Origin of the sequence: Microbacterium sp. ZW T5_56 (genome assembly GCF_044987425.1) — a bacterium.
Taxonomy (GTDB): Bacteria; Actinomycetota; Actinomycetes; order Actinomycetales; family Microbacteriaceae; genus Microbacterium.
This window is the reverse complement of the sequence record NZ_JBJDRI010000003.1, coordinates 130,123-155,464: the sequence shown is the minus strand read 5'-3', so window position 1 is coordinate 155,464 and position 25,342 is coordinate 130,123. Positions and strand designations below refer to the sequence as shown.

Sequence of the window (25,342 nt, the reverse complement as noted above, 5' to 3'; positions counted from 1 at the left end):
AGTACGTGATCTCCTGGCCCGGCTTCACCTCAGTGCCCGAAGCCGGGTCCGAGGTCTTCACGATGTGCAGACCCGGGGTCGGCGTCGGCGGGTGCGTCGTCGAGCAGTCAGGATCATCCGATCCCTCCACACAGTTCGACGGCGTCTCCGGCGTACCGCCGGTGACCACGTTGCGCAGAACGTCGGTCGCCACCACATCGGCGTTCACCGTGACCGTGTACGACAGGGTCACCGTGCCACCGACCGGCAGATCGCCGTTCCACGTCAGCGTCGTCCCAGACAGCACCGGAGCAGCACCGACCGTCGACGACTCAGAACCAGCGACGAACGTCGCGTTGTCCAGCACGTCAGACAGATCGTCGGTGATGTCCACACCGGTCAGCACCGTGTTACCCGTGTTCTCAGCGACCACGGAGTACGTGATCTCCTGGCCCGGCTTCACCTCAGTGCCCGAAGCCGGGTCCGAGGTCTTCACGATGTGCAGACCCGGGGTCGGCGTCGGCGGGTGCGTCGTCGAGCAGTCAGGATCATCCGATCCCTCGACACAGTTCGACGGCGTCTCCGGCGTACCGCCGGTGACCACGTTGCGCAGCACATCGGTCGCCACCACATCGGCATTAACCGTGACCGTGTACGACAGGGTCACCGTGCCACCAACCGGCAGATCGCCGTTCCAGGTCAGCGTCGTACCAGACAGCACCGGAGCAGCACCGACCGTCGACGACTCAGAACCAGCGACAAACGTCGCATTGTCCAGCACGTCAGACAGGTCATCCGTCACAGTCACACCGGTCAGCACCGTGTTACCCGTGTTGGACGCGACCACGGAGTACGTGATCTCCTGACCCGGCGTGACCGTCGAACCGGAAGCGGGGTCCGCGGTCTTCACGATGTGCAGACCCGGGGTCGGCGTCGGCGTGTGCGTCGTCGAGCAGTCAGGGTCGTCGGCAGCGGCCAGCGCTACAGCGATATCGCGAACCACACGACGAGCCATCGGCCCCTCGGCAGCAGCAGCAACCACGGCGTCTTCCGGCATCTCCTGCACACAGTTGGACGGCGTCTCGGTCGACGTTCCGGTAACGACGTTCTTCAGAAGGTCGGTCGCCACCACATCAGCGTTCACCGTGACCGTGTACGACAGGGTCACCGTGCCACCGACCGGCAGATCGCCGTTCCAGGTCAGCGTCGTACCAGACAGCACCGGAGCAGCACCGACCGTCGACGACTCAGAACCAGCGACAAACGTCGCATTGTCCAGCACGTCAGACAGGTCATCCGTCACAGTCACACCGGTCAGCACCGTGTTACCCGTGTTGGACGCGACCACGGAGTACGTGATCTCCTGATTCGGCGTGACCGTCGAACCCGAAGCCGGATCAGACGTCTTCAGCACATGCAGACCCGGGGTCGGCGTCGGCGGGTGCGTCGTCGAGCAGTCAGGATCATCCGATCCCTCGACACAGTTCGACGGCGTCTCCGGCGTACCGCCGGTGACCACGTTGCGCAGAAGGTCGGTCGCCACCACATCAGCGTTCACCGTGACCGTGTACGACAAGGTCACCGTGCCACCGACCGGCAGATCACCGTTCCATGTCAGCGTCGTCCCAGACAACACCGGAGCAGAACCCACGGTCGACGACTCAGAACCAGCGACGAACGCGGCGTTGTCGAGAACGTCCGACAGGTCATCCGTCACCGTCACACCGGTCAGCACCGTGTTACCCGTGTTGGACGCGACCACGGAGTACGTGATCTCCTGGCTCGGCGTCACCGTCGAACCCGAAGCCGGATCAGACGTCTTCTTGACGTGCAGACCGGGCACACCCAACACCGGGTGGTCCGTGGAGCACTCCGGGTCCCCGGTGCCCTCCACGCAGTTCGACGGCGTCTCCGGCGTACCGCCGGTGACCACGTTGCGCAGCACGTCCGTGGCAACCACGTCGGCCTTGACCTTGACCGTATAGCGGATGGTGACAGTGGCACCAACGGGCAGGTCACCCGTCCACGTCAGCGTCGTTCCCGACAGCGTCGGCGTGGAGCCCAGGGACGCATTCTCCGACCCGACCACGAACGTGGCGTTGTCGAGGACGTCCGACAGGTCATCCGTCACGGTCACGCCCGTCAGCACCGTGTTGCCGGTGTTCGAGGCGACCACCGAGTACGTGACGTCCTGCCCAGCGGTCACCGTCGAACCCGAAGCGGGGTCCGAGGTCTTCACGATGTGCAGACCCGGGGTCGGCGTCGGCGTGTGCGTCGTCGAGCAGTCAGGGTCGTCGGCAGCGGCCAGCGCTACAGCGATATCGCGAACCACACGACGAGCCATCGGCCCCTCGGCAGCAGCAGCAACCACGGCACCTTCCGGCACACAGTTGGACGGCGTCTCGGTCGACGTACCGGTAACGACGTTCTTCAGAACGTCGGTCGCCACCACATCAGCGTTCACCGTGACCGTGTACGACAGGGTCACCGTGCCACCGACCGGCAGATCGCCGTTCCACGTCAGCGTCGTCCCCGACAGCACCGGAGCAGAACCCACGGTCGACGACTCAGAACCAGCAACGAATGTCGCGTTGTCCAGCACGTCAGACAGATCGTCGGTGATGTCCACACCGGTCAGCACCGTGTTACCCGTGTTGGATGCCACCACGGAGTACGTGATCTCCTGATTCGGCGTGACCGTCGAACCGGAAGCGGGATCCGACGTCTTCACGACGTGCAGGCCCGGCGTCGGGGTCGGCGTGTGCGTTGTCGTGCAGTCAGGATCGGTGGATCCCTCCACACAGTTGGACGGCACCTCGGTCGACGTTCCGGTAACCACGTTCTTCAGAACATCGGTCGCCACGACATCAGCGTTCACCGTGACCGTGTACGACAGGGTCACCGTGCCACCGACCGGCAGATCACCGTTCCACGTCAGCGTCGTACCCGACAGCACCGGAGCAGCACCCACGGTCGACGACTCAGAACCAGCGACGAACGTCGCGTTGTCCAGCACGTCCGACAGATCATCCGTCACAGTCACACCGGTCAGCACCGTGTTACCCGTGTTCTCAGCGACCACGGAGTACGTGATCTCCTGGTTCGGTGTGACCGTCGAACCCGACGCGGGATCCGACGTCTTCTTGACATGCAGGCCCGGAACGATCTTGTCGTTGTCGAGTCCACCGAGATCCATGGTGTTCCCACCAGCCGTGACGTTCGCCGGCGTCAGCGCGACGTCAACGGGGTCGGTGAGACCGATGTAGCCGGGAGGTACGCCCGTCTCGGTGAGTGTGTACTCGCCCCAGGGCAGGCCCACGAGGCGGAACTGACCGGCGACGGGATCTTGGTCAGCACCCGCGCACGGAGCACCAGCGCAGTCCACGACCGTCATCGGGAAGCGGTCGTCGACGCGACCGTCCGCGATCGCGACGGTCCACTCAGATCCGGCGAGGAGAGCACCAGAGGCACCGTCCACCTTTTTCCATGACAGATCGGGCAGCATCTGCAGACCCACCGGGCTCTGCTCGGTAGGCAGTGTCGGGCTGCCGGACGCGGCCTCACGCGCCGTGATCGCGACGTTGTTCCAGGCCACACCGTCCAGCGAACTGCCGTCCGCCACGGTGGTGACCGACAGCGTCAGCTGCTCGGAGCGCCCCGCCGAGAAGACGGTGGTACCGAAGTCGATGCGGATCGCCGTCACGGCAGAGAAGTCGCCACCGGCAGGAACGAGACTCCAATCGTTGGCGCAGCCGGCGGGTGCGCTGGCGGTCGTCCCGCCACCTGTTCCCGCCAGTTCGCCTCGGCAGGGATTCAGCGCGGTCGAGTACTGGACGGTGGCACCCGCAGGAGCCGGCACGGGTCCTGTCAGCTTCACCGCGAACTCGGAGTTGCGCGGCTGGGAGGTGCCAGGCAGCGTCAGCGTGTCACCGACGCGGGGCAGCAGGTCGTACGACACCACGTTGGTGATGTCGACCGAGCCCGAATTGGTGACGTCGATCGTGTAGGACGCCGGTCCGTCGATGCTGGTCGTGCCGATGCCGGGAGCGGACACCGGTGCCTGATCGTAGACGCCCTGCACCTGCTTGTCGGTGCTGACTCCCGGAACGGGCAGCACGGTGTACTGCGCGGTGGCGAGGCAGCCCACAGCAACAGCGCGGTCGGTGGTCGGTTGCAGGTTCGCGTCGACCAACGTGCCCGTCGAGCACACCAGGTAGGTGTTGCCGATGCCGGGACCGGCTTCGGCTCCGGACAGTAGGTACGTGTTCGTGTATGTGCCCGCAGGGACGCCGTCGTTCACCTGCACCTGGAACCGCACGTACGCGGTCTTGGCGAGGCTATTCGCTCCGGTCGTCGCGGCGTTGGGGAAGGTCACCGTGACCTTCTCGCGCTGCTCGCCGTTGATCGTGACGGTCTCGGTTTCGAGGTTGGGTGCACCGAGAGCGGCGACGAAGCCGGCCTCACCGGTGGTGATCGGCACGATCTGCAGTGATCCCGGCACCATCGTGAGATTGGACGGGAGGTACTCGGTGACCGTCGGCGTGATGTTCGCCGTGTCGCGAACCGACTGCGGACCTTCCCACGACGAGCGACGAATGGTGAGATCGACCGTCAGGGTGTCCCCCGTCTCCACCGCCGGCACTGCCGGGCGGTTCGCGACGGGAATCGCGGGGTCGTACATCGATTTCACGGGCCGCAGGTCGTAAGGCGTCGTCATAACCTGGCGGTAACCACAGATGCCGCCGTTGTCGCTCGCATACTGCGGGTTGGGAGTCGGATTCCAGACGCGACCGTCCTGGTAGGTCACTCGGTTGAGCTCAGTGCAATTCTCCAGAGTGACGTACCACGGGTGTACATCCGAACGGTCGACATTCAGGTTCGGGTTGCGGTAGGCGACAGAGACGTTGTCGGTCGGCAGATTCGCGCCCGGGGTTCCGTGGACGTAGATCCATCCACCGCCGAACGCGGGAATCTGGGTGTCGATCTCGAACTTCGTGATCCACTGACCCGCAGGGAGCGAGATCGGCGTGCGATCGCCGGTCGTTCCAACGCAATAGCGGTCTTCCGTCGTCGTGCCTGCGGGCAGGACACACACGCCGGTGGCGCCGGTGTTGGTCGTGTAGTTGACATGCACTTCGTTGAACTCACCCGAGGCGCTGAAGTTCAGATCTGTAACTCCCGGCGTGGCACAGCCCGTGTTGGACGTGTTGATGGGTGAGGTGAAGTCACACGGCATCATGTCGGTGACCTGCCAACGTGCGGGCTGCGCATCGTTCGACCGGACCGAAAGGGTGAACATGCGGCTATCCGCTGTTCCCCGGTAGGCGGGGTTGCCGATAGCCCAGTCGTACCCGGGCATCTTGGACACGCTGGCTCCCGGGCTTCCCACCCGAAGACCGTGCGATGTGGACGAAGTGTCCGTCAGAACGGTGCCGGGCTGGCCCCACGCATTTGCTGAGACGGACACGTTGTTGGTGACGGCCGTCGGGCTCGGGTTCGCTGTGAACGTGGGACTGGGATACTTCACCGCGACCTGCAGCGCCGCACCGGTCCACGCCGTTGACCCGCTGAACGGCTGACATGCGTGGGTCGTGTCGTCGATCGAGGAACCGAGATTCCAGGTGATCGTGTTGGTGGCGGCGTTGTACACACCGCCGTTGTTCGCGCTGACGAACTGCGCCCCAGGCAGCAGCGTGTCGACGACGACGATGTTCTGGAGAGCCTGCGTTCCCAAGGACGCGCAGACATCGGCCATCGAGCGTGCGTAGTTCACTCCGCTGGAGAGCGGGAACTGCGAGTCGTAGCCGAGGTAGATGTTGTAGGTGATCTGCTGATCGACGTAGGGCACATCGGTGGGTACAGACTTGGTCTTCAGCGTCTGCAGCGAGACGTCAGCGGTCACAGTCGTCGTACCCTGCGCCACGATCGGCGCAGCACCCGTAGCAGTGAAGGTGGCGACGGGAGTGATCGTGGAGCCATCGGGGGTGATGTTATTCGGTGCCACGAGCGTGAACGTCACGGTGCCGGACTTACCGGTCGCGACCGTCGCGGGGAACGTCCACACCAGTTCCTGGTTGGGAGCGGTGCCGACGACGGTTCCCGATCCCGGGATGTCGGCGCCGTCAATGCTCACCTGGCTCTGGCTGCTGACTGTGAGCGGCACACCACCCGGGAATGCTGTACTACCCGGCATAGCGGTGGGCAGCGGAATACGAATCTCGGCACCATCACAACTGCCCGCGCCGCTACAGGTCCACTGGACGCGGAAAGATGCCCCGGCGCCCGAGAGCACCGTCGGGTTCACCGCGTCCATCGTCATGTTCAAGGTTCCGCCCGCGGCCAGTGCCGCGGTCGGTGCCGTGAGCATCGGCACCAGAAGCAGCGCAGCCGTCAGCAGCACAGTGGCGAACTTCCCGGCTCGGCGCGACGTGGCTTGTTGGATTCGGTTGTCGTCGGATCGCCGACGAGAGCGCGCAAATAAGCGCATGATCATCCTCCCCAGGAATGGCGTGTAGGGGGTGCGGACCCGGTCGGGAGACCACAGCCACACGCCGGGCCCCATGCGCCGGCACCTACACGTCATTCGAGGCTAACCTCCGGCTGGGAAATCATGACAGCGACGCACACCAATGACCCCAATATTGGGGTCATTGGTGTGCGGATCGAGTCCGTCACCCCACAAGCGACAATGCCCCCACCATCCGGTGGGGGCATTGCGAGACACCGGGTCAGGCGCCCTTCAGGCGCTCCGTGAGGTAGGCGTTGAGGTCCGCAAGTGCCACACGCTCCTGCGCCATGGTGTCGCGATCACGCACGGTGACCGCGTCATCGTCCAGCGAGTCGAAGTCGATCGTCACGCAGAACGGCGTGCCGATCTCATCCTGCCGACGGTAGCGGCGACCGATCGCACCGGCATCATCGAAGTCGATCACCCAGCGGCCGCGCAGTTCGTCGGCCACCTGGCGCGCAAGCGGGGACAGCCGTTCATTGCGGCTGAGCGGAAGCACGGCCACCTTGACGGGCGCCAGACGCGGGTCCAGCTTCAGCACCGTGCGGGTGTCGGTGCCACCCTTCGCGTTCGGCACTTCCTCTTCCTCGTACGCGTCGACGAGGAAGGCCATCATCGAGCGCGTGAGACCGAACGACGGCTCGATCACGTACGGCGTGTAGCGCTCTCCCGATGCCTGGTCGAAGTAGGTGAGGCTGGTGCCGGAGGCCTCCGTGTGGCTGGAGAGGTCGTAGTCGGTGCGGTTGGCCACACCCATGAGCTCGCCCCACTCCTTGCCCGGGAAGCCGAAGCGGTACTCGAAGTCGATCGTGCCTGCCGAGTAGTGCGCGCGGTCGTCTTCGGGAACATCGAACTGACGCATGTTCTCCGGGGTGATCCCGAGATCGATGAACCAGTTCCAGCAGGCGTCCACCCAGTGCTGGAACCACTCGCCCGCCTCGGCCGGCGGCACGAAGAACTCGATCTCCATCTGCTCGAACTCGCGCGTGCGGAAGATGAAGTTGCCCGGCGTGATCTCGTTGCGGAACGCCTTGCCCACCTGGCCGATGCCGAACGGCGGCTTCTTACGCGCCGCGGTGACCACGTTGGCGAAGTTCACGAAGATGCCCTGCGCGGTCTCGGGACGCAGGTAGTACAGGCCCGACTCGTCGTCGACCACGCCGAGGTAGCTCTTCACCAGACCGGAGAACGCACGCGGCTCGGTCCACTGACCGCGGGTGCCGCAGTTCGGGCACGCGATCTCGGCAAGACCGCCCTGCGGGGCGCGCCCCTTGCGTGCCTCGAAGTCCTCGATGAGGGTGTCTTCGCGGAACCGCTTGTGACAGCTCAGGCACTCCACGAGCGGGTCGGTGAAAGTGGCGACATGACCCGACGCCTCCCAGACGCGCTTGGGCAGGATCACCGAGGAGTCCAGGCCCACCATGTCGCCGCGCCCGCGCACGAACGTCTGCCACCACTGCCGACGGATGTTCTCCTTCAGCTCGGTGCCGAGGGGGCCGTAGTCCCAGGCCGAACGCGAACCACCGTAGATCTCACCCGCTTGGAACACGAACCCGCGGTGGCGGGCGAGGGCGATGACTTTGTCGAGGCGGGACTGCTCGGCCACGGTGGCTCCAATGGTCGTCTTGTGATGCGCGAACGCGGGAAGATGCGAGAACGCGGGGGTCGCGCTCCTCTGAGTCTACCCGGGACGGCGGGCCGTCAACCTGTACGCAGCACCCGTCCTGGCGGGTGCAGCCGCGGTTCGGGTCCGGATGCGGTTCCCTCTTGTTCTCACCCTTCCTACCACCCAACTAAATCGCTATAGTCGAACCGTTCCCGTCGATCGACCCGCAGATTCGGAGCCTCAGATGCCCCTCGACACCCCGCTGCGCTTCGGCGCGAACTACACCCCTGCCACCGAGTGGATGCACTCCTGGCTGGATCTCGATCTCGATGATGTGCGCCGCGATTTCGCCGGTCTTGCCGAGCTGGGGCTGGATCATGTTCGGGTCTTCCCGCTCTGGAGCGTGCTGCAGCCCAACCGCACACTGATCCGCGAGAAGGCGGTCGCCGATGTGCGCGCCGTCGTCGATGTGGCCGCGGAGTTCGGCCTCGACGCCAGCGTCGATGTCATCCAGGGGCACCTGTCCAGCTTCGACTTCATCCCGTCGTGGCTGTTCACCTGGCACGACAAGAACATGTTCACCCACCCAGATGCCCTCAGCGGCCAGGTGGCTTTGGTGGAGCGGCTCGGTGCCGCGTTGGGGGATGCCGGCAACTTCCTCGGCTTCACGCTGGGCAACGAGACGAACCAGTTCTCGGCAGCGACGCACCCGCACCAGTGGCCGGTCACGCCCGCAGAGGCGAGCACGTGGATCACCACACTGCTGGACGCAGCCGAACGAACCGCTCCCGCCCAGCAGCACGTGCACAGTGAGTATGACGCCGCCTGGTACATGGACGGGCACGGATTCGTTCCGACGCACGCGGCCCGGTTGGGCGCGATGACCACAGTCCACTCCTGGATCTTCAACGGAACCGCGCAGCGCTATGGGGGACGATCAACCGCCTCCGACCGGCACGCCGAGTACATGATCGAGCTGTCGCGCGCCTTCGCAACCGACCCGAGCCGTCCGATCTGGCTGCAGGAGGTCGGGGCACCCTCCAACTGCCTGGAGCCGGCCGAAACACCCGACTTCCTCGAGGCGACCGTGCGATCCGCGCTGCGCACGGACAATCTGTGGGGCATCACGTGGTGGTGCTCGCACGACGTGAGTCGCGCTCTCGCGGACTATCCGGAGCTGGAGTACTCGCTCGGCCTCATCGACAACACCGGCGCGGCCAAGCCGATCGGGCGCCGGTTCGCGGAGATCATCCCGGAGCTGCGCGAGCGGCGCCCGGTGCCGCATCGTTCGCTCGGCATCGTGATCGATGTGGACGACGAGGAGATTCCGATCAGCCGCGGCGCGATGAGCCCGGGCGGTGCGATCTTTCAGGCCTGGGTCGATGCCACATCCGATGGCGCGGACCCGACGTTCGTCACCTCGCTGGCGGTTGCCGATCCCGACGCTCTCGCGACGCGGGGCATCACCGAGCTGGTGCATCCCGACCTCTCCACCGGCGTGGGCACGTACTCGTCGAACAACACCGTGGTGCTGTGATCGGCTGATCCGGCGGCGGCGGGCCGAGGGTGTGCCGCCGGCACATAGGGTGGATCAGTGGTACGAGACGAACGACGCAATCTGCCCCGAATGCCCAACTCGGCCGCGGTGGTCGCCGTCCTCGCTGTGGCAGGTCTGTGCTCGTCCTTCATGTTCACGCTCGTTGTGCCGATCCAGGCCGCGCTCCCGGAACTTCTGAACGCCAGCCGCGACGACACCGCGTGGGTCGTCACCTCCACGTTGCTGTCCGCCGCGGTGATCACGCCGATCGCGGGTCGACTCGGCGACATGTACGGCAAGCGCCGCATCATCCTGGTGCTGCTGGGGATCCTGATCGTCGGATCCGTGATCGCCGCTCTCTCGCACGACCTCACGTGGATGGTGCTGGGGCGGGTGCTGCAGGGCGCCGCCACGGGTGTGATCCCGCTCGGCATCTCGGTGCTGCGCGACGTGCTGCATGAGGATCGCATCGATTCGTCCATCGCCCTCATCTCCGCGACGCTCGGCGTGGGCGGCGCGATCGGGCTGCCGGTGAGCGCCTTCGTCACGATGAACGCCGACTGGCACCTGCTGTTCTGGATCGCCGGCGCGCTCGGTGCGATCGTGTTCATTCTCGTGGCGTGGATCATCCCCGTCAGCGTGCTGCGCTCCGGCGGTCGGTTCGATGTCCTGGGTGCCGTCGGGCTCGCGATCGGTCTGCTCGGGATCCTGTTGGCGGTGTCACGCGGTGCGTCGTGGGGCTGGGCGTCGCTGCCGACCCTCGCCTCCGGCATCGGCGGCATCGTGGTGCTGCTGGTGTGGGGCTGGTACGAGCTTCGCATCGCGGAGCCGTTGCTCGACCTTCGCGTGGCGGCGCGGCGACCGGTGCTGCTCACCAACCTGGCCTCGATCGCCCTCGGCTTCGGCCTGTTCGCCTCGAACGTGGTCTATCCGCAGATGCTGGAGCTGCCGGTCGAGTCGGGCTCCGGATTCGGCCTGTCATTGTTGTCGGCCAGCCTCATCGTGATGCCGTCGGGCATCGTGATGATGATCCTGTCGCCGCTGTCGGGTCGGCTGTCGCGTGCCGTCGGACCACAGCTGCTTCTGGTGCTCGGGTCCGCGTCGATCATCGCGGCCTACGTGTTCACCCTGCTGTGGAGCACCGAGATCTGGCAGATCCTGGTGGCGAACATCCTCATCGGCTTCGGCATCGGCTTCGGATACGCCGCGATGCCGATGCTCATCATGCGCTCCGTTCCCGCCAGCGAGACGGGCGCATCGAACGGGCTGAACTCGCTGTTCCGTTCTCTCGGCACCAGTGTCGCCGCCGCGGTCGTCGCTGCCGTACTGGCCGCGGATACCGTTCCGTTCGGCGAGGGCGTGGTCCCGAGCCCGGAGGCGTTCCGCATCTCCTTCGCTCTGGGTGCGGGCGCTGCGGTCATCGCGCTGGTGCTCGCGCTGTGCATCCCGCGCCGTGGGTACCGGGAGCCGCACCCGGCGCTTCCGGACTGAGCCCTCGCTGGGCGCTGATCCTCATCCGGGCTTCGGTGCTGCCGTCACTCCGGTCCGCAGCCGCAGGCCGGGTGCGTTGTGCACGAACGGAGGAGATTCACGCCGAAACAGTGTCCCGACACCAATTCGGCCCTCGATTCGCGAAAATACCCTCCGTTCGCGACACGGCGGCGCTGCTGCGACGGCGTTGCGTCACCTGCGGCGGTGTCAGCGAACGCGGCGGAGTGAATCCGGAGACAGCTCACGCACCGCGGTGTGGCCGGCGAGGCCGAGTGTGATGTCGAGCTCGGCGATGTGATTGCGGATGACCTCGTGCACGCCATGCTCGCCAGCGATACCGAGTCCGTAGGCGTAGGAGCGGCCAATCGCCACCGATGTGGCCCCGAGCGCGAGCGCGATGGCGGCATCGGCCCCGCCGCGGATACCGGAATCGAAGATGATCGGTGCGCGCGTCCCGATCCGTTCGGCGATCTCCGGAAGCACAGCGAGCGTCGGGACGGAGCGGTCGATCTGGCGACCACCGTGGTTGGAGATCCAGATGCCGTCGGCACCGGCTGCGAGCGCCGCTTCGGCGTCATCGGGATGAACGATGCCCTTCACGATGATCGGGAGGTGCGTCCAGGAGCGCGCCCGCGCCAGGTCGTCCCACGTGAGCGTGGGAGTGGAGAACACGTCGAGGAACGTCTCGATCGCCAAGCGCGGCAGCGGTGATCGGAGGCTGTCGCGCAGGCCGGTGCCGGTGATCGCACGCCCGGTCCGCGCGATGCTGAGGCCCGCGGCCACCGCCTGCGGGGTGACGCGCACCGACGGACCCTCCTCACGCGGCTCACGCGCGCGGTCCTCCACAATGGCCCGGAAGACAGGATCGGAGGTGTACTGCGCCAGGCCCAGGCCGCGAGTGAACGGCAGGTACGCAAGGTCGAGATCACGTGTGCGCCATCCCAGGATGTGCGTGTCGACCGTGATGACGATCGCCGTGCACCCGATCTCACCCGCCCGACGCAGCAGCGATTCGTTGAGCGCATCGGACGCGGACCAGTAGAGCTGGAACCACCGCTCACCCTGCGGCGCCGCTGCCGCGACGGCCTCCATCGAGAACGACGCCTGACTGCTGAGCACATACGGCACACCGAGTGCCGCCGCAGCATGCGCCACGGCGCGATCGGCATCGGAATGCGCGAGTTCCATCACGCCGAGGGGCGCGAGCAGGAACGGCGTACGACGGACGCGACCGAAGAAGTTGGTGGAGAGATCCCGCTGCGATACATCACGCAGCGGGCGCGGCCAGATCTGCCAGTCATCAAAGGCGGCACGATTCGCGGCGACGGTGGATTCACCGCCCGCTCCCCCGGCGATGTACGCGAACGCCTCCGTGGACATCGCCCGACGGGCTCGATCTTCGAGAGCGTCGGGCGCCGTGGGAACAGCGGGCTTCGCGCCGCTGATTCCGGCGCGATACACGGACGACTGGGTCTCGCGGCCGAAGCCGCCGGGAGCTGCACTGCTCATGAGGGCCAGCCTAGGTCCCTCCTCCGGCAACCGCATCGCTCGTACGTCGCCGGGCTCCCGCGCCTCATCGCACTCGCCCGGCAACGGAACGCGCGACGAGGGCGCACGCGTGCCGGGTGGATCAGCGAATCACGCGGCCGCGGGCGAGGTCGATGAGGTGCGGGAGCACGGCGGAGCCGGTGCGGAGGCCGGAGTGCTCGTTCGCGCTCGTGAGGTACGTGTGCACGCCCGGGATCAGCGCCGCCGTCTCCAGCGAGAACTCCACCGGGACGTAGACGTCGTTGACGTAGATCGACGCGGCACCCGTCGCGCCGGATGCGGCGATCGCCTCCGCGTCGTACAGCTTCGGCCACTCGTGCACGGCGAGGGTGTCGACCACCTCGGCCCACGGCTGGAATGCGGGGACGGTGCGAGTCCACTCACGCCGCACGTGCTCGCCCGTGAAGAGGGTGACATCGTCACGGTAGTCCTGCGGCTCGGTGCGTTCGGCAGACCAGTTCGTCGCGAATCCGTCGGCATAGCTGGACTCGTGGAACACGTAGTACAGCGGGTTGCGACCCCCAAACGGCATGAGCGCGGCGAGGTCGTAGCGGAAGGCGTTGGTCGCCGGGTCGCCATCGAGCACTCCCCACAGCCGCTGCCAGCCGTTGTCGTCACCCAGTGCCGAGCCGATCGACCGCAGGCGCGACACCGACACGATCTCGCCACCCGGCAGGACGATGCGCCCCGCATCGGCGAGATCCACCAGACGACGCATGGCATCGCGATGTTCCGGGAAGCGCCGGTAGTACCGCTCGGTCATCACGCGCATCTTGTCGTAGCAGAGCGCGTAGACGTCGTCGGGGTGGCGGCCCACCGCGCTGAGTCCGCCCGTGATGTAGACGTCGTCGAGGGAGGCGGCATCAGTGGTCAGATACGCGAGCGTCGTGAACCCACCGAAAGACTGCCCCAGCGTGTTCCAGGTGCGGGCACCCAGGTGTTCGCGCATCGCCTCGGCGTCGCGGACGATCGCGTCGGCACGGAGGTGCGTGAGGTACTCGGCCACATCGATCCCAGAGTCCAGGATCGCGTCGCTCACCGGCGTCGACTTGCCGGTACCGCGCTGGTCGAGCATGACCACGCGATACTCCTGCAGCGCGGCGTCCAGCCACCCGGGTGCCAGCGGAGCGTGGAACGGCGACGGCGCTTCGTTGCCCGGCCCGCCCTGGAGGAACGTGAGGTACGGCAGGTTCTCGCCACCCTCGCGCGTGACGACCGCCGCGTGCACGTCGATGGTGCGCGGATCGGAGCCATCACCCCACACCAGCGGAACGGTGATGACGTGGTCGTCGACGGTGAGATCCAGCATGCGGCGGGTGGTGGTGGTCACGGCTCCCATCGTAGGGCCGCGGGTCTCAGAAAAAGTTCGCTATTCGGTGTTGCTAAGTACCGGTACTCAGTGTTACTTTGTACCGGTAGTCAACAACGCTGAGTAGAGGAGGCGATCGCGATGGCAAGTCAGATGACCGAGATGCTCAAGGGCACGCTCGAGGGCATCGTCCTGGCGATCCTGGCCGAGAGATCGGCCTACGGGTACGAGATCACGACGAGACTGCGCGACGGCGGCTTCACCGATATCGCCGAGGGCACCGTGTACGCCCTGCTGGTTCGGATCGAGCAGCGCGGCCTGGTCGACGTGGAGAAGGTCCCGTCAGAGAAGGGCCCGCCGAGAAAGGTCTTCTCGCTGAACGCACAGGGGCGGGATCAACTCGCGGAATTCTGGGGGACCTGGAGCTTCCTCGCAGAGCACATCGAACAGCTCCGCCACACCGACACCCGCAACACCACAACCAACGAAGGAGCCTGACATGGCCGCGAAGTGGATCGAAGTGATCACCGGATCGCTCGAACAGAAGAAGCAGTACCGCACCGACAAGGCCCGCATCGAGGCCCTCCCCCAGCCGTACGCCACCGCCGCCACGGCGATGCACCGCTATCTCATGTACGCCAGCGGCATCACCGACGGCGACACCATGACCCGCATGTTCACCGACCTCGCCGATCTGTGGGAGACCGCCTCCGTGGACGGCACCCCGGTGCGCGCCATCGTCGGCGACGACCCGATCGATTTCGCCGAGACCTTCGCCCGCGCCTACGCCGGCCGCGAATGGATCGACAAGGAGCGCGCCCGCTTCACCCGCGCGATCGACGAGGCAGCAGGAAAGGAAACACGGTCATGACCACCCCAGCCATCAGCGTCCGCGGCGTCACGAAGTCATTCGGCGACCTGCGCGTGCTGCGCGGCGTCGACTTCGACGTGGAGCGTGGCAGCATCTTCGCCCTGCTCGGCTCGAACGGCGCCGGAAAGACCACCCTGGTGCGGATCCTCTCGACGCTGCTCACAGCCGACGGCGGATCCGCCACCATCCAGGGCTTCGATGTCGCCACAGCGCCCGACAGCATCCGTGAGTCGATCAGCCTCACGGGCCAGTTCGCCGCCGTCGACGAGGTGCTCACGGGTCGCGAGAACCTCGTGCTCGTGGCGAAGCTGCGCCACCTGCCCGACCCCGGGGCGATCGCCGACGACCTGCTCGCGCGGTTCTCACTCACCGACGCCGGATCGCGCCGCGCCGGCACCTACTCCGGCGGTATGCGTCGTCGCCTCGACATCGCGATGAGCCTCATCGGCAACCCACCGGTGATCTTCCTCGACGAGCCGACCACCGGCCTGGATCCGCAGGCGCGAATCGAGGTGTGGGAGACGGTGAAGGAGCTCGCTGCCCACGGCACCACGGTGCTGCTGACCACGCAGTACCTGGATGAGGCCGAGCAGCTGGCCGACCGGATCGCCATCCTCCACGAGGGCACGATCATCCAGAACGGCACTCTCGCCGAGCTCAAGAGCCTGCTCCCGCAGGCGAAGGTCGAATACGTCGAGAAGCAGCCCACTCTCGAGGAGGTCTTCCTCACTCTCGTCGGCCCCCGCGCCGGCACCGACACGATCAAGAAGGAGGTCGCGTGATGACCAGTCACGTTCTCGGCGACACCGCCGTTCTCACCGGGCGCTCACTGCGCCACATCCTGCGCAGCCCTGACACCATCATCACGACAGCGGTGACGCCTATCGCCCTGATGCTGCTGTTCGTCTTCGTGCTCGGCGGCGCGATCCGCACCGGAGCACCCGGGTCGTACATCGACTACATGCTCCCGGGCATCCTGCTGATCACGATCGCGTCGGGGATCGCGTACACCTCGTACCGGCTGTTCCTGGATCTGCAGGGCGGCATCGTCGAGCGGTTCCAGTCCATGCCGATCGCCCGCTCCAGCGTGCTGTGGGCGCACGTGCTCACCTCGCTCGTCGCCAACCTGGTGTCGGTCGCGATCGTGGTGGGTGTGGCTTTCGCCCTCGGCTTCCGCACCGGTGCCTCCGTGGGTGCGTGGCTCGCGGTAATCGGAATCCTCGTGCTGTTCACGCTGTCACTCACCTGGCTGGCCGTGATCGCCGGGCTCTCCGCGAAGACGGTGGACGGCGCGAGTGCCTTCAGCTACCCGCTGATCTTCCTGCCGTTCATCAGCTCCGCGTTCGTTCCCACCTCGACGATGCCCGGCCCCGTCGCCTGGTTCGCCGAGTACCAGCCGGTGACGTCGATCGTGAACACGATCCGCGCTCTCTTTGCCGGCGAGCCCGTCGGCTCCGCCATCTGGGTGGCACTCGCGTGGCTGGTGGGACTGCTCCTGGTGGCGTATGGATTCGCCATCGCCGTCTACCGAAAGCGCATCCGGTGATCACTGCTTCGCGAACCGCGACGAACCGCCTCCGGCACCTCGGTGCCCCGGAGGCGGTTCGTGGCGGTTCGGGGAGGCCCGCTATGCGCCGGTTGATCCGGCGTCGGTGGTGGACACGTCGGTGCGGTGGAAGTTCTGGAACGAGCGCGAGGCGGTCGGTCCGCGCTGACCCTGATACCGGTTGCCGTACGGACCGGATCCGTAGGGGTTCTCGGCCGGTGAGGTGAGTCGGAAGTAGCAGACCTGCCCGATCTTCATCCCGGGCCACAGCTTGATGGGCAGGGTCGCGACGTTGGAGAGCTCCAGCGTCACGTGGCCGGAGAAGCCAGGATCAATGAAGCCCGCAGTCGAGTGCGTGAGCAACCCGAGGCGACCGAGCGAGGACTTGCCCTCCAGCCGCGCGGCGATGTCGTCGGGCAGCGTGATCTGCTCGTACGTCGAGCCGAGCACGAACTCCCCGGGGTGCAGGATGAACGGCTCGTCCGGGTCGACTTCGATGAGACGGGTGAGCTCGGGCTGATCCTGCGACGGATCGATGAACGGATACTTGTGATTGTCGAAGAGGCGGAAGTAGCGGTCAAGGCGGACGTCCACACTCGACGGCTGAACCATCGCCGGGTCGAAGGGGTCGAGGGCGATCCGCCCGTCAGCGAGTCCGGCCTTGATATCGCGATCCGAAAGCAGCACGTCCACAGCCTACGGCTCACCTCGCCCGGCGTGCGCAGGTGTGACGCGAGTGCATGACGATGCGCTCAATGCATGAGGAATGTGGCGGATCTGTCATAGCTCCGGCGCACGCTCATGAATTCACGACCAGTCGACCCAGACGGGCCACAGATGTCGACCGTGGGATGGCGGTGGCGAGCGCAGGAACATGCGCCCGAAGCATGAGACATCCGGCGATTCCGTCATGGATCCGGCGCACGCTCATGGATTCAGGACCAGCCCCTACCGGGCAGGCACGCAGCAGCCCGCGGATCGGGGTGATCCGCGGGCTGCTGACGATGTCAGGCGCTGAGCACCTCGCGCTCGAGACGCTGGTACGACGCCTCCATGCCGTCGGCCATGCCGGTGGCGAGGATCATGTCGCGCGTGTCCTTGTCGGGGTACTCGATGAGGAGAGTGATCAGCGTCGCACCGTCCTCCTCATAGAGGTTGAGGTCGTTGAGGGTTTCGACGGGCATGCCCTGCATCCGCTCCGTGCTGACCGCGCGGCGGGGCGGGTCGAACATGAGCACCTCTCCCTCGAAGCCGAACGGCTCCCCCTCGGTGTCGCCGACGGGTGCCCAAGAGTTGCGATACGTCGCGCCCCGCTCCGTGCCGATGACGCACTCCGTCATCTCCCACCCCTCCGGCCCCAGCATCCACTTCTTCACCAGGTCGGCGTCGTTGTATGCGCGCCAGACCAGGTCGCGGGGACCTTCGACCATGCGCGTGATGCGGACGTGCGTGTCGTCGAGCAGCTCGACGACCGTTCCCTTGCCCTGCGCGAAGTCCCGCAGATCCTGCAGCACAGCATCAAGCTGCGCCATCGCCATGCGCGTGCCCTCGACGGCACCCATCGCCACGATCTGCTCCAGCGCCTCGGCGGAGTCGAAGTAGCTCGTGTTCACCATGCGCGTGCCGTCATCGGTGGACTCGAAGGTGAAGGTCATCCGCATCGACGGGAACCCTTCGAGCGGGGTGCCATCCTCGTCGGCGAACGCGTCGATCACCTCAAAACGGTGCGGTGCGTCGATCGCGAGGAATTCCCACGAGCCGGACGACTTCTCGCCACGCGGACCGTTCATTGTGTACCGCGCACGACCGCCCACGACCGGGTTCCACTCGGCGAACGTCGCCGGCCATCCGGGAGGGCCCCAGAAGCGGTTGAGCTGCTCGGGATCCGTGTAGGCGTTCCACACGCGCTCGACAGGAGCGGCGAGGTCGGCGATCACGGTCATGGTCAGATTGTCGGCATCGGTGATGACGTCAGTGACGGGCATGTCATTCTCCTTCGTGAGGTTCTGCGAGTAGGGCATCGAGCCGGGCGATGCGGGATCGCCAGAGCTCTTCGTACTGGGCGAGAAGCGCCCGGGCGCGCGCGATCATCTCGGGATTCGCGCGGACCAGCCGCTCGCGTCCTTCGGCGCGCTTGATGATGAGTTCGGCCGCCTCGAGCACTGCGACGTGCTTCTGGACCGCCGCGAACGACATCTCGTACCGGGACGCGAGGGTGGTGACGGACTGCTCCCCCTCGATGGTCCGGCGCAGGATGTCGCGCCGCGTCGACGTGGCCAGTGCGTGAAAGACACGGTCCACCTCCGCTTCGCTGAGTTCTCGTTGTGCAACCATTTGGTTGTACGTTATGGCACGCGAGGTGGAGTGTCAAGGGCTTCTTGTGTCGAGAACGCGTTGCGGTGACACAACCGGTCGTTGGATGACACACCGCTCCGATGGAGTGACACCGTGTGTCACGAAACGCCGATGCCTTGCAGAAGTTGCGCCTCTTGCGGAAGGAACATCAGCGGCAGATACGGGAGCGATGGGGCTCCGGTCGCCGCTTCGTCTTCGCATCATCCGAACGCGGATACAGGTGCGAGAGGGGCTGCGATGCGGCCAGTAGATGAGGCAAAGCCGATCAACCCCCGACGGCGCACGGCCTCCACTGAGTTCACTGGATCCCTCGCACGGACAGCCGTCGCACGACGGCTGGACTCCACGAGTGGGCAGTCGTCGATCGGGCGCTGGTTCAACTTCTGGAACGACTACCGGTCGGAGGGCGTCGCTGGCGTGGATGCGCGTCTGCATCCGAAAAGCAAGAAGCGGTTGATGATCGCGAAGGCCGATCCGCCCCTGGTGGCCATCATCGACCGCGAACTCGACAGCCGAGTCAACATGTCGACGAGCAGCCGGCGCCATTGCGCCGAGCTCGTTCGGCGGGCCTTACAGGCCATGTACCCGGGCGACCCGATCTGCGAGATCAAGGGCACCACGCTCCAGGGATACATCAATGAGCGCGACGCCGGTTCTCGGGCTTCGCCAACCACTGGGTGAAGTCCAGCGCTTCATGCGCCCACACCTCCCGCAGCGGCACGGGCTCAAGCTTCCCCACAGTGCCTATCAGCGTCTCCTGCCTTCGCCTGCTCACTCGTCGCCACGGTAGTGAGCGACGATGTACTCCCACGCCGAGTCGAACGGCTCCCCGGTCGTCGGGATCCGGTGCTTCCGGAGGACGTTGCGGAGCTTCTTCTTCACGGCCTTCTGGCTGGCCTCGCGCGACTCCCAGCCAGCGAACACCGCCTGACGAACGAGAGTGTCGATCTCGGTGACGATCTGCTCGATCACCTCCGTCTGCCCGCCCGGAGTGTTCTCTCGGAAGATGCGGGTGAGGTTCCCGACCTTGTCGTCGGGGTCAGCGCCGTTCTCGAGCTTGGTCAGATCCGCAGCTGCTCCGAACAGCGCTTCGAGGGCACGAATGGACTCTTCCGCGTTGGAGATGAACATCTCGCGGATCCGGTCGATGCGTTCCGCGATCGGCGTGTACTTCGCTGCCTCCGGGCCTTCGAGCTTCCGTTTGATGCGTGCCGTGAGATTCTCGATGATCTCCTCGGCGGACTTGTTCGAGAGCTCCTCCGGTGGCTCGGGCAGGCGCCCGTCTTTCACGAGCTTCTTGATCGTGTCGGCATCGGCGACGGTGACGATCTTCCCGGGATCCTTCACGTGCACGTCAGTCATGTACTGGTGGACGAGCTCGCGGGTCTTCGGTCCCAGTCGGTCGACGATCAGATCTGTATCGTCTGTGGGGATCGGGAGAGCCTTGTACACGGAGGCGTACCAGGCGTAGTCGTCTTCAAGCGGGTCGAGATCCTCGCTCGGCCAGATCGTCTCCCACAGGCCCTGTGTGAAGAGGAACTCGGCGCGGAACTCGTCCTGGTCTTCGCTGCCAGTGGGGATGCGCTCACGGGCCTGCTGCAGGCTGTTCGCGGACGCATCGCGCGGAACTCCGACGAACCGACGCCGCATCTCCTTGAGCGCATTCTGGACAGCCACGATCAGCGCTTCGACCTCGATCTCGCGCTTGGCTCGCTCGGGGTCGGTCGGGCGCATCGCGCGGGCGAACCCGTCACCGAGGCCGACGTAGTCGACGATCGTGCCGCGTTCCTTCGTGAAGTCGCCCTCCGGGCTCGACCAGGGGCGGTTCGTGCGCGTGATCGTCTGGAACAGCGTGTGCATCTTCATCGGCTTGTCCAGGTACAACACGCCCTCAATCGGAGCGTTGAACCCGGTGCCAAGCTTCGCCGTGACGATGAGGAACTTCAGCGGATCCCCGAACGCCCGAAACCTGTCCAGCAGGTCCTCTTCCTGCGCATCGGTCAGCTGGTAGGCGCTGAGGTCGAGCTTCGAACCAGTACCCGAGATCACCACCGCCGACTCGTCCGCATACCCGCGCTCAGCAAGCACGTCCTTGAGCACCTTGTCGTACTCGATGCACAGCTCCTGGTCGGCGACGAAGATCTGCGCCTTCATGCCGGTGGGGTCGATCGTCGAGTAGAAGTGCGTGACGACGTTCTCCACGACCGCACGGATGCGCTTCGGATTATGGAAGACAGCACGGGCGGTGGCGTTCTTGCTGGCGATCTTCTCCTTCGTCTCCTCGTCCAGCCCCTCCTCCTCCGCGAGGGCATCGAAGGCGTCGTCCAGCTGGTCTTTCGCGAGGTCGAATTCCACCGGGCGCGGCACCACAACGATGTCGACCGTCGTGCCATCAGCCGTCGACCTGTCGGAGTCATAGGTCGACAGCGACCACCCCTTGTCGTCCGGGTCGCCGAACAGCTTGTACGTGTTGCGATCACCGTCAGAGATCGGCGTGCCCGTGAAACCGTAGCGATGCGCGTTCGGGAGCGCCTTGCGCAGCGCCTCGCCGAGACTGCCCTCCTGCGTTCGGTGGGCCTCGTCGACGAGCAGGATGATGTTCTCCCGCTCTGACAGGACACCGGCGCCGGCGAACTTGTGCACCGTGGTCGCGATAATCCCGCGCACGTCCTTCTTCAGCCCGCCCTGCAGATCCGAGATCGAAGCGGCTTCGACGGGATCCGGCAACCCTGACGCTTTGAACTGCCCGAACGTCTGGCTCACCAGTTGCGTGCGGTCCGCGATCGCGATGACCGTGGGCGACTTCATGCGCGGCTCCATCACCAACCGGGTCGCGACCCACGACATCGTGAGCGTCTTTCCCGACCCCTGCGTGTGATAGATCAGGCCCTTCGACTTCGTCTTGCTCGTCGCACGGGCGATGATCTTCTCGACCGCGTCGTACTGGAAGTATCGCGGCAAGATCTTGATCGTCCGCGCCACACCCGCGTCGTCAGCGGTTGTCTCGTACATCGCGTAATGCTCGATGAGGTTCAGCACGACGCCCGGCGCCAGGAGACCCGCGACGGTCATCTTCATCCGGTCGAACCCGTCGACCTTCGGGTCGACGTCCATCGCGCCCCACTTCTGCCAGTGGTCAAGAGGTGTGCGCACCCCGGCGTAGCGGAAGTCCTTCGTCTCCGTCGCGAACGACAGCAGGTTCGGGACGAAGAACCCTGGCTGCTCCACCTCGTAGGAGGTGTAGATGTCCTTCGCGCCTCTCGCCCAGCTGCTCGACGGGGCCTTCATCTCCCCCACTGCGACGGGGATGCCGTTCACCCACAGCACGATGTCGAAACGCGCGCCCATGTAGGTGACCTCGTCGGTGACGAGGAAGACGTTGTTGTCGGGGTCCTCGAAGTCGATCAGCTTGAAGGAACGGTCATGGCTGGTCGCGGTGTCCAGCACCGTGCCACGGCCCCGCAGGAACCGAGTGAACTCCTCGTTCGCCGCCATCAGCCCGGTGTCAGGCACCTGACTGATCACCGTGCGCAGCTTCGACAGCACCGCGCTCTCGCGCCCATCGAGCTGCGGGTTCAGGCGCTTGATCGCCGCCTTCGCGTCCGATTCGATCAGCACGTTCTTCGTCGTGCGCGGCAGATCGTTTCCGGGCACATGCCGCCAGCCCTGTTCGACGAGCATCTCGATCGTCGCCTTCTGGGTAGTGACCTTCTCGTTGTAGCCGGCCTGCGCCATCACGCTGCCTCCTCGATGAAGCGGTCGTAAGATTCGGGGATCTCATGCTCACCGGAGAGCAGCACGGTCAGCAAGTTGGAGCGGAGAGTGCGGAGGCGGTTAGCCTCTGTACGGGCGGCGTCGGCGGCCTCTTCGATCGGAATGAGCGTCTTCACGACGTCCTCCTGCTGCGCGAGCGGTGTATCGGGAAGCTCGATTCTCGTTGCCCGCCCGAACCCCAAAGCTCGAATGGTGATGCCGGTGGCGGTCCTATCGAAAACGCCGTCCTGGTAAGCCCATCGAGCCCATTCGTGGGCGAAATCCGAGATCGACACCCCCTGCCTCCCCCGGATGCGGATGACATGTTTGTCGAACCCCACAGGAACCTCTGAGCCGCCTGACCAGCGGGCGCTCACCCCGACCGTTCCGCCTTCCGCCAGGAGTACATCGCCCTCATGAAGGCGGAATATCTCCTGTTCGCGCGGCTCAAAGTTCATCGTGAGCAACTCACCAGCGACTCCGTACTCGGTGATGTTTCCCGCGCGGACGTATGGAATTACGTGGTCGCCAATGGACTGAGCGGCGGACTTCTGACGTCCGAGCTTCATCTCGAAGAGCTCGCCCACGGTAGTTACGGGGTGGGACTGCTTGAGCTCGCTGAACAGTGACGATCTCAGCGACCTCGCAGCGGCTGAGGTCGCTGCCGATTCGCCCTCGGCGGCTGCAATCGCGTCGTCCGCCGCCGCGATCAGATCGACGATGCGCCGCTGCTCGGCGAGCGGTGGGAGGACCAGCTGGATAGCACGGAGCTTCGTCTGATTCAGATGCGCGATAGTGACCCGCGTCGCGATACCATCCAGCCCGCCGCTGCGCACGAAGCGTTCGATCGACAGAGCAAGGAACATCGGCACTACTTCAGAACTAGGGCGCACGCGATGCAGCGCGTTCTGGAAGTAGATGCCCTCAAGGTCCTCGGAAACGAGCGCGGTGCGTCCGACTTCCCCACCCTCGCAAACGAGGATGTCACCTCGCTTGAGCTCCAGCAACCTGCGCTCCACCGCGGTGAACGGCATCCGGTTGAGGTTCTCGGTCGCGATTCGCCCCCACTGGACGTTCACATTACGCAGGTAGGGCGCGCCGTCATCGTCCTGGCCAGAACCCCGTGGGAGAGTCTTTCCGAGACGAGTCTCTGCCACGTCACCCAGCGTGATCTGACGCCACCCCTCACGCATCGAAGCCCGCTTCCTTCAGTCGCTCGTCAAGCGCCGCGCGGGCGACGTCGACCGCAGCCTGTGCTTCACGCAGCGATGCGAGCGCGGCGTCCACATCTGCCTCGGCTTTCGTCTCCGTCTGGATGTACCGCCCGATGTTGAGGTCCCAGCCGTTGTTGCCGATCTCGGCGCGTTCGACGAAGCGCAGCGAGACACCGCCGTCTCCGTCGGTGTCGATGCCCTGGTGGTAGGCAGCGTTGATGACGTCGACATCGTCTTGGGCGAGGGTGTTTTGGTTCTTGCCGGCCTTGAACCGCTGGCGGCCGTCGATGAACAGCACCTTGCCCTCGCGCTCGGCGGGCTTGCTGTCGCGGAAGATCATCAGCGCGACGGGGATCGAGGTCGAGTAGAAGAGGTTGTTCGGGAGGCCGATGACGGCTTCGAGCTTGTCCTGCTCGATCATCCACTGACGGATCTCGGCGTCCTTACCGCCACGGAACAGCGCACCGTGAGGCATCACGACGCCGACGCGGCCAGAACCGGGGCGCATGGTGGAGACCATGTGCTGCATCCACGCCCAGTCGCCGTTCTTCGCGGGCGGCACGACACCGCCGAGGGCCCGCTTGTAGGGGTCCTTCGCCCAGCCGTCGGCGCCCCAGTTCTGCAGGGAGAACGGCGGGTTGGCGATGACGACGTCAAACTTACGGAGCCCACCGTGCGGGTCGAGGAGCTTCGGTTCGCGGAACGTGTCTCCGCGCTTGATCTCGAAGTCTTCGAGGCCGTGGAGGTAGAGGTTCATGCGGGCGATGCCCGCCGTGGTGAGGTTCTGCTCCTGCCCGTAGAGGCTCAGCGACATCGGGTTGCCGCCCGCCGCCTTCACGACTTCGACGGTCTCAACGAGCATGCCCGCCGAACCGCACGCAGGGTCGCAGACATCGTCGCCGGGCTTCGGGTCGAGGATGCTCACGAGCAGGTGCACCACGTGACGGGGCGTGAAGAACTCACCGGCCTTCTTGCCCGACGCTTCTGCGAACTCGCGCAAAAGGTACTCATACGCGCTGCCGAGCATGTCGCCCGAGACGTGGTCGGGGTCGAGCGAAACGGACTGGAACACCTGCATCAGCGCCTTGAGCGCGGAGGTGGGGATGCGCTCTTCGTTTGCCCAGTTCACGTCGCCGAAGACGCCGGTGAGTTTCCCGGGGTTCGCTTCGGCGATCGCGACGAGCGAGTCGTTGAGCTTCTCGCCGAGTCCCTTCGTCGTCTCGAAGACGTCGTCCCAGTGCGCGCCCTCGGGGATGACGAAGGTTTGATAATCCTCGTCTTCGAGGTCCTGTGACCAGCCGTCGCCGAGGTCCGCGACCGCCTCGTCGTGGTGGTAAGCGGAGATGTCGCTGATCCATTTGAAGAAGAACACTGGGAACACGTACGACTTGAAGTCGCCCGGGTCGACCGGCCCGCGCAGCGCGTTGGCGGCGCTCCAGAGCATGGATTCCAGCTCGCGCTGGGTGAGGTGGTCGGAGTTCTCCGGGGCAAGCGTCATGTGCTGTTCTCCTGCGCCTTACGGCGCCGTTCGGGTCGAGATATCTCGCTGTTCTTACGCTATCGGGGTAGACGCGTTCACTGAGCAATTGATGCGGCGCCACAGTCCCAACGACGTCGGGCGCTGA

At 65.6% G+C, this 25,342-nt stretch carries 17 protein-coding genes; 7 read left to right on the top strand and 10 right to left on the bottom strand.

All coding sequences use genetic code 11. The features are described 5' to 3' along the window. Both ACI3KU_RS02855 and ACI3KU_RS02850 read right to left on the bottom strand, forming a co-directional pair. On the bottom strand, positions 1-6,466 hold a 6,466-nt coding region (locus ACI3KU_RS02855), incomplete at its 3' end, for an isopeptide-forming domain-containing fimbrial protein (RefSeq protein ID WP_404920774.1). A 241-nt stretch (positions 6,467-6,707) separates the two neighbouring features. Next, positions 6,708-8,093 carry a glycine--tRNA ligase gene (locus ACI3KU_RS02850; RefSeq protein WP_404920773.1) on the bottom strand — a complete coding sequence of 462 codons (1,386 nt, stop codon included), beginning with the start codon at positions 8,091-8,093 and terminating at the stop codon, positions 6,708-6,710. Between the two features lie 244 nt (positions 8,094-8,337). Between ACI3KU_RS02850 and ACI3KU_RS02845 the strand changes: the two genes are divergently transcribed. Further along, complete coding sequence (locus ACI3KU_RS02845; protein WP_404920772.1) at positions 8,338-9,630, top strand: glycosyl hydrolase; 1,293 nt, start codon at positions 8,338-8,340, stop codon at positions 9,628-9,630. 90 nt (positions 9,631-9,720) lie between these two features. Next, complete coding sequence (locus ACI3KU_RS02840) at positions 9,721-11,121, top strand: MFS transporter (protein WP_404920771.1); 1,401 nt, start codon at positions 9,721-9,723, stop codon at positions 11,119-11,121. A gap of 207 nt (positions 11,122-11,328) precedes the next feature. On the opposite strand, the gene ACI3KU_RS02835 is transcribed toward ACI3KU_RS02840, so the two are convergent. Then, positions 11,329-12,630: an alpha-hydroxy-acid oxidizing protein gene (locus ACI3KU_RS02835; RefSeq protein WP_404920770.1), complete on the bottom strand. Its 1,302-nt coding sequence runs from the start codon at positions 12,628-12,630 to the stop codon at positions 11,329-11,331. Positions 12,631-12,751: 121 nt separating this feature from the next. Further along, positions 12,752-14,008: an alpha/beta fold hydrolase gene (locus tag ACI3KU_RS02830; protein WP_404920769.1), complete on the bottom strand. Its 1,257-nt coding sequence runs from the start codon at positions 14,006-14,008 to the stop codon at positions 12,752-12,754. 111 nt (positions 14,009-14,119) lie between these two features. Here ACI3KU_RS02830 and ACI3KU_RS02825 point away from each other — a divergent pair, with 111 nt between their 5' ends. Genes ACI3KU_RS02825 through ACI3KU_RS02810 form a run of 4 tightly spaced genes read left to right on the top strand, consistent with a single transcriptional unit; the run spans position 14,120 to position 16,395 of the window. Then, the gene (locus tag ACI3KU_RS02825; RefSeq protein WP_404920768.1) at positions 14,120-14,476 is read left to right on the top strand and encodes a PadR family transcriptional regulator; all 357 of its coding nucleotides are present in this window, start codon (positions 14,120-14,122) and stop codon (positions 14,474-14,476) included. Position 14,477: 1 nt separating this feature from the next. Further along, a complete protein-coding gene (locus ACI3KU_RS02820) occupies positions 14,478-14,849 on the top strand; it encodes a DUF1048 domain-containing protein (RefSeq protein ID WP_404920767.1) in 372 nt (123 codons plus the stop codon). Further along, a complete protein-coding gene (locus tag ACI3KU_RS02815) occupies positions 14,846-15,631 on the top strand; it encodes an ABC transporter ATP-binding protein (protein ID WP_404920766.1) in 786 nt (261 codons plus the stop codon). The genes ACI3KU_RS02820 and ACI3KU_RS02815 overlap by 4 nt, the downstream gene beginning before the upstream one ends. Next, positions 15,631-16,395, top strand: a complete 765-nt coding sequence (locus tag ACI3KU_RS02810; RefSeq protein WP_404920765.1) for an ABC transporter permease — start codon at positions 15,631-15,633, stop codon at positions 16,393-16,395. The genes ACI3KU_RS02815 and ACI3KU_RS02810 overlap by 1 nt, the downstream gene beginning before the upstream one ends. 81 nt (positions 16,396-16,476) lie before the next feature. Here ACI3KU_RS02810 and dcd read toward each other — a convergent pair whose 3' ends face one another. From dcd to ACI3KU_RS02795, 3 genes are all read right to left on the bottom strand, one after another. Next, positions 16,477-17,082 carry a dCTP deaminase gene (gene dcd, locus ACI3KU_RS02805; protein ID WP_404920764.1) on the bottom strand — a complete coding sequence of 202 codons (606 nt, stop codon included), beginning with the start codon at positions 17,080-17,082 and terminating at the stop codon, positions 16,477-16,479. 320 nt (positions 17,083-17,402) lie between these two features. Next, complete coding sequence (locus ACI3KU_RS02800; protein WP_404920763.1) at positions 17,403-18,380, bottom strand: SRPBCC domain-containing protein; 978 nt, start codon at positions 18,378-18,380, stop codon at positions 17,403-17,405. A 1-nt stretch (position 18,381) separates the two neighbouring features. Further along, on the bottom strand, positions 18,382-18,729 hold the full coding sequence (locus ACI3KU_RS02795; protein ID WP_404920762.1) for an ArsR/SmtB family transcription factor: 348 nt from the start codon (positions 18,727-18,729) through the stop codon (positions 18,382-18,384). A gap of 477 nt (positions 18,730-19,206) precedes the next feature. Between ACI3KU_RS02795 and ACI3KU_RS02790 the strand changes: the two genes are divergently transcribed. Continuing rightward, positions 19,207-19,431, top strand: coding sequence for a hypothetical protein (locus ACI3KU_RS02790; RefSeq protein WP_404920761.1), 225 nt, complete (start codon positions 19,207-19,209; stop codon positions 19,429-19,431). Between the two features lie 90 nt (positions 19,432-19,521). Here ACI3KU_RS02790 and ACI3KU_RS02785 read toward each other — a convergent pair whose 3' ends face one another. The 3 genes from ACI3KU_RS02785 to ACI3KU_RS02775 are packed head-to-tail and all read right to left on the bottom strand — an operon-like array spanning position 19,522 to position 25,215. Then, positions 19,522-22,485: a type I restriction endonuclease subunit R gene (locus ACI3KU_RS02785; protein WP_404920778.1), complete on the bottom strand. Its 2,964-nt coding sequence runs from the start codon at positions 22,483-22,485 to the stop codon at positions 19,522-19,524. Continuing rightward, positions 22,485-23,696, bottom strand: a complete 1,212-nt coding sequence (locus ACI3KU_RS02780) for a restriction endonuclease subunit S (RefSeq protein ID WP_404920760.1) — start codon at positions 23,694-23,696, stop codon at positions 22,485-22,487. The genes ACI3KU_RS02785 and ACI3KU_RS02780 overlap by 1 nt, the downstream gene beginning before the upstream one ends. Further along, the gene (locus ACI3KU_RS02775; protein ID WP_404920759.1) at positions 23,689-25,215 is read right to left on the bottom strand and encodes an N-6 DNA methylase; all 1,527 of its coding nucleotides are present in this window, start codon (positions 25,213-25,215) and stop codon (positions 23,689-23,691) included. The genes ACI3KU_RS02780 and ACI3KU_RS02775 overlap by 8 nt, the downstream gene beginning before the upstream one ends. Between the last annotated feature and the right edge of the window lie 127 nt (positions 25,216-25,342).

What these genes read in the sequence shown, in the direction of transcription:
- ACI3KU_RS02845 (WP_404920772.1), top strand. Translation starts at nt 8,338, where the DNA reads ATGCCCCTCGACACCCCGCTGCGCTTCGGCGCGAACTACACCCCTGCC.
- ACI3KU_RS02840 (WP_404920771.1), top strand. Translation starts at nt 9,721, where the DNA reads ATGCCCAACTCGGCCGCGGTGGTCGCCGTCCTCGCTGTGGCAGGTCTG.
- ACI3KU_RS02795 (WP_404920762.1), bottom strand. Translation starts at nt 18,729, where the DNA reads ATGGTTGCACAACGAGAACTCAGCGAAGCGGAGGTGGACCGTGTCTTT.
- ACI3KU_RS02820 (WP_404920767.1), top strand. Translation starts at nt 14,478, where the DNA reads ATGGCCGCGAAGTGGATCGAAGTGATCACCGGATCGCTCGAACAGAAG.
- ACI3KU_RS02830 (WP_404920769.1), bottom strand. Translation starts at nt 14,008, where the DNA reads ATGGGAGCCGTGACCACCACCACCCGCCGCATGCTGGATCTCACCGTC.
- ACI3KU_RS02815 (WP_404920766.1), top strand. Translation starts at nt 14,846, where the DNA reads ATGACCACCCCAGCCATCAGCGTCCGCGGCGTCACGAAGTCATTCGGC.
- ACI3KU_RS02825 (WP_404920768.1), top strand. Translation starts at nt 14,120, where the DNA reads ATGGCAAGTCAGATGACCGAGATGCTCAAGGGCACGCTCGAGGGCATC.
- ACI3KU_RS02780 (WP_404920760.1), bottom strand. Translation starts at nt 23,696, where the DNA reads ATGCGTGAGGGGTGGCGTCAGATCACGCTGGGTGACGTGGCAGAGACT.
- ACI3KU_RS02800 (WP_404920763.1), bottom strand. Translation starts at nt 18,380, where the DNA reads ATGCCCGTCACTGACGTCATCACCGATGCCGACAATCTGACCATGACC.
- ACI3KU_RS02790 (WP_404920761.1), top strand. Translation starts at nt 19,207, where the DNA reads ATGATCGCGAAGGCCGATCCGCCCCTGGTGGCCATCATCGACCGCGAA.
- ACI3KU_RS02785 (WP_404920778.1), bottom strand. Translation starts at nt 22,485, where the DNA reads ATGGCGCAGGCCGGCTACAACGAGAAGGTCACTACCCAGAAGGCGACG.
- ACI3KU_RS02835 (WP_404920770.1), bottom strand. Translation starts at nt 12,630, where the DNA reads ATGAGCAGTGCAGCTCCCGGCGGCTTCGGCCGCGAGACCCAGTCGTCC.
- ACI3KU_RS02810 (WP_404920765.1), top strand. Translation starts at nt 15,631, where the DNA reads ATGACCAGTCACGTTCTCGGCGACACCGCCGTTCTCACCGGGCGCTCA.
- ACI3KU_RS02775 (WP_404920759.1), bottom strand. Translation starts at nt 25,215, where the DNA reads ATGACGCTTGCCCCGGAGAACTCCGACCACCTCACCCAGCGCGAGCTG.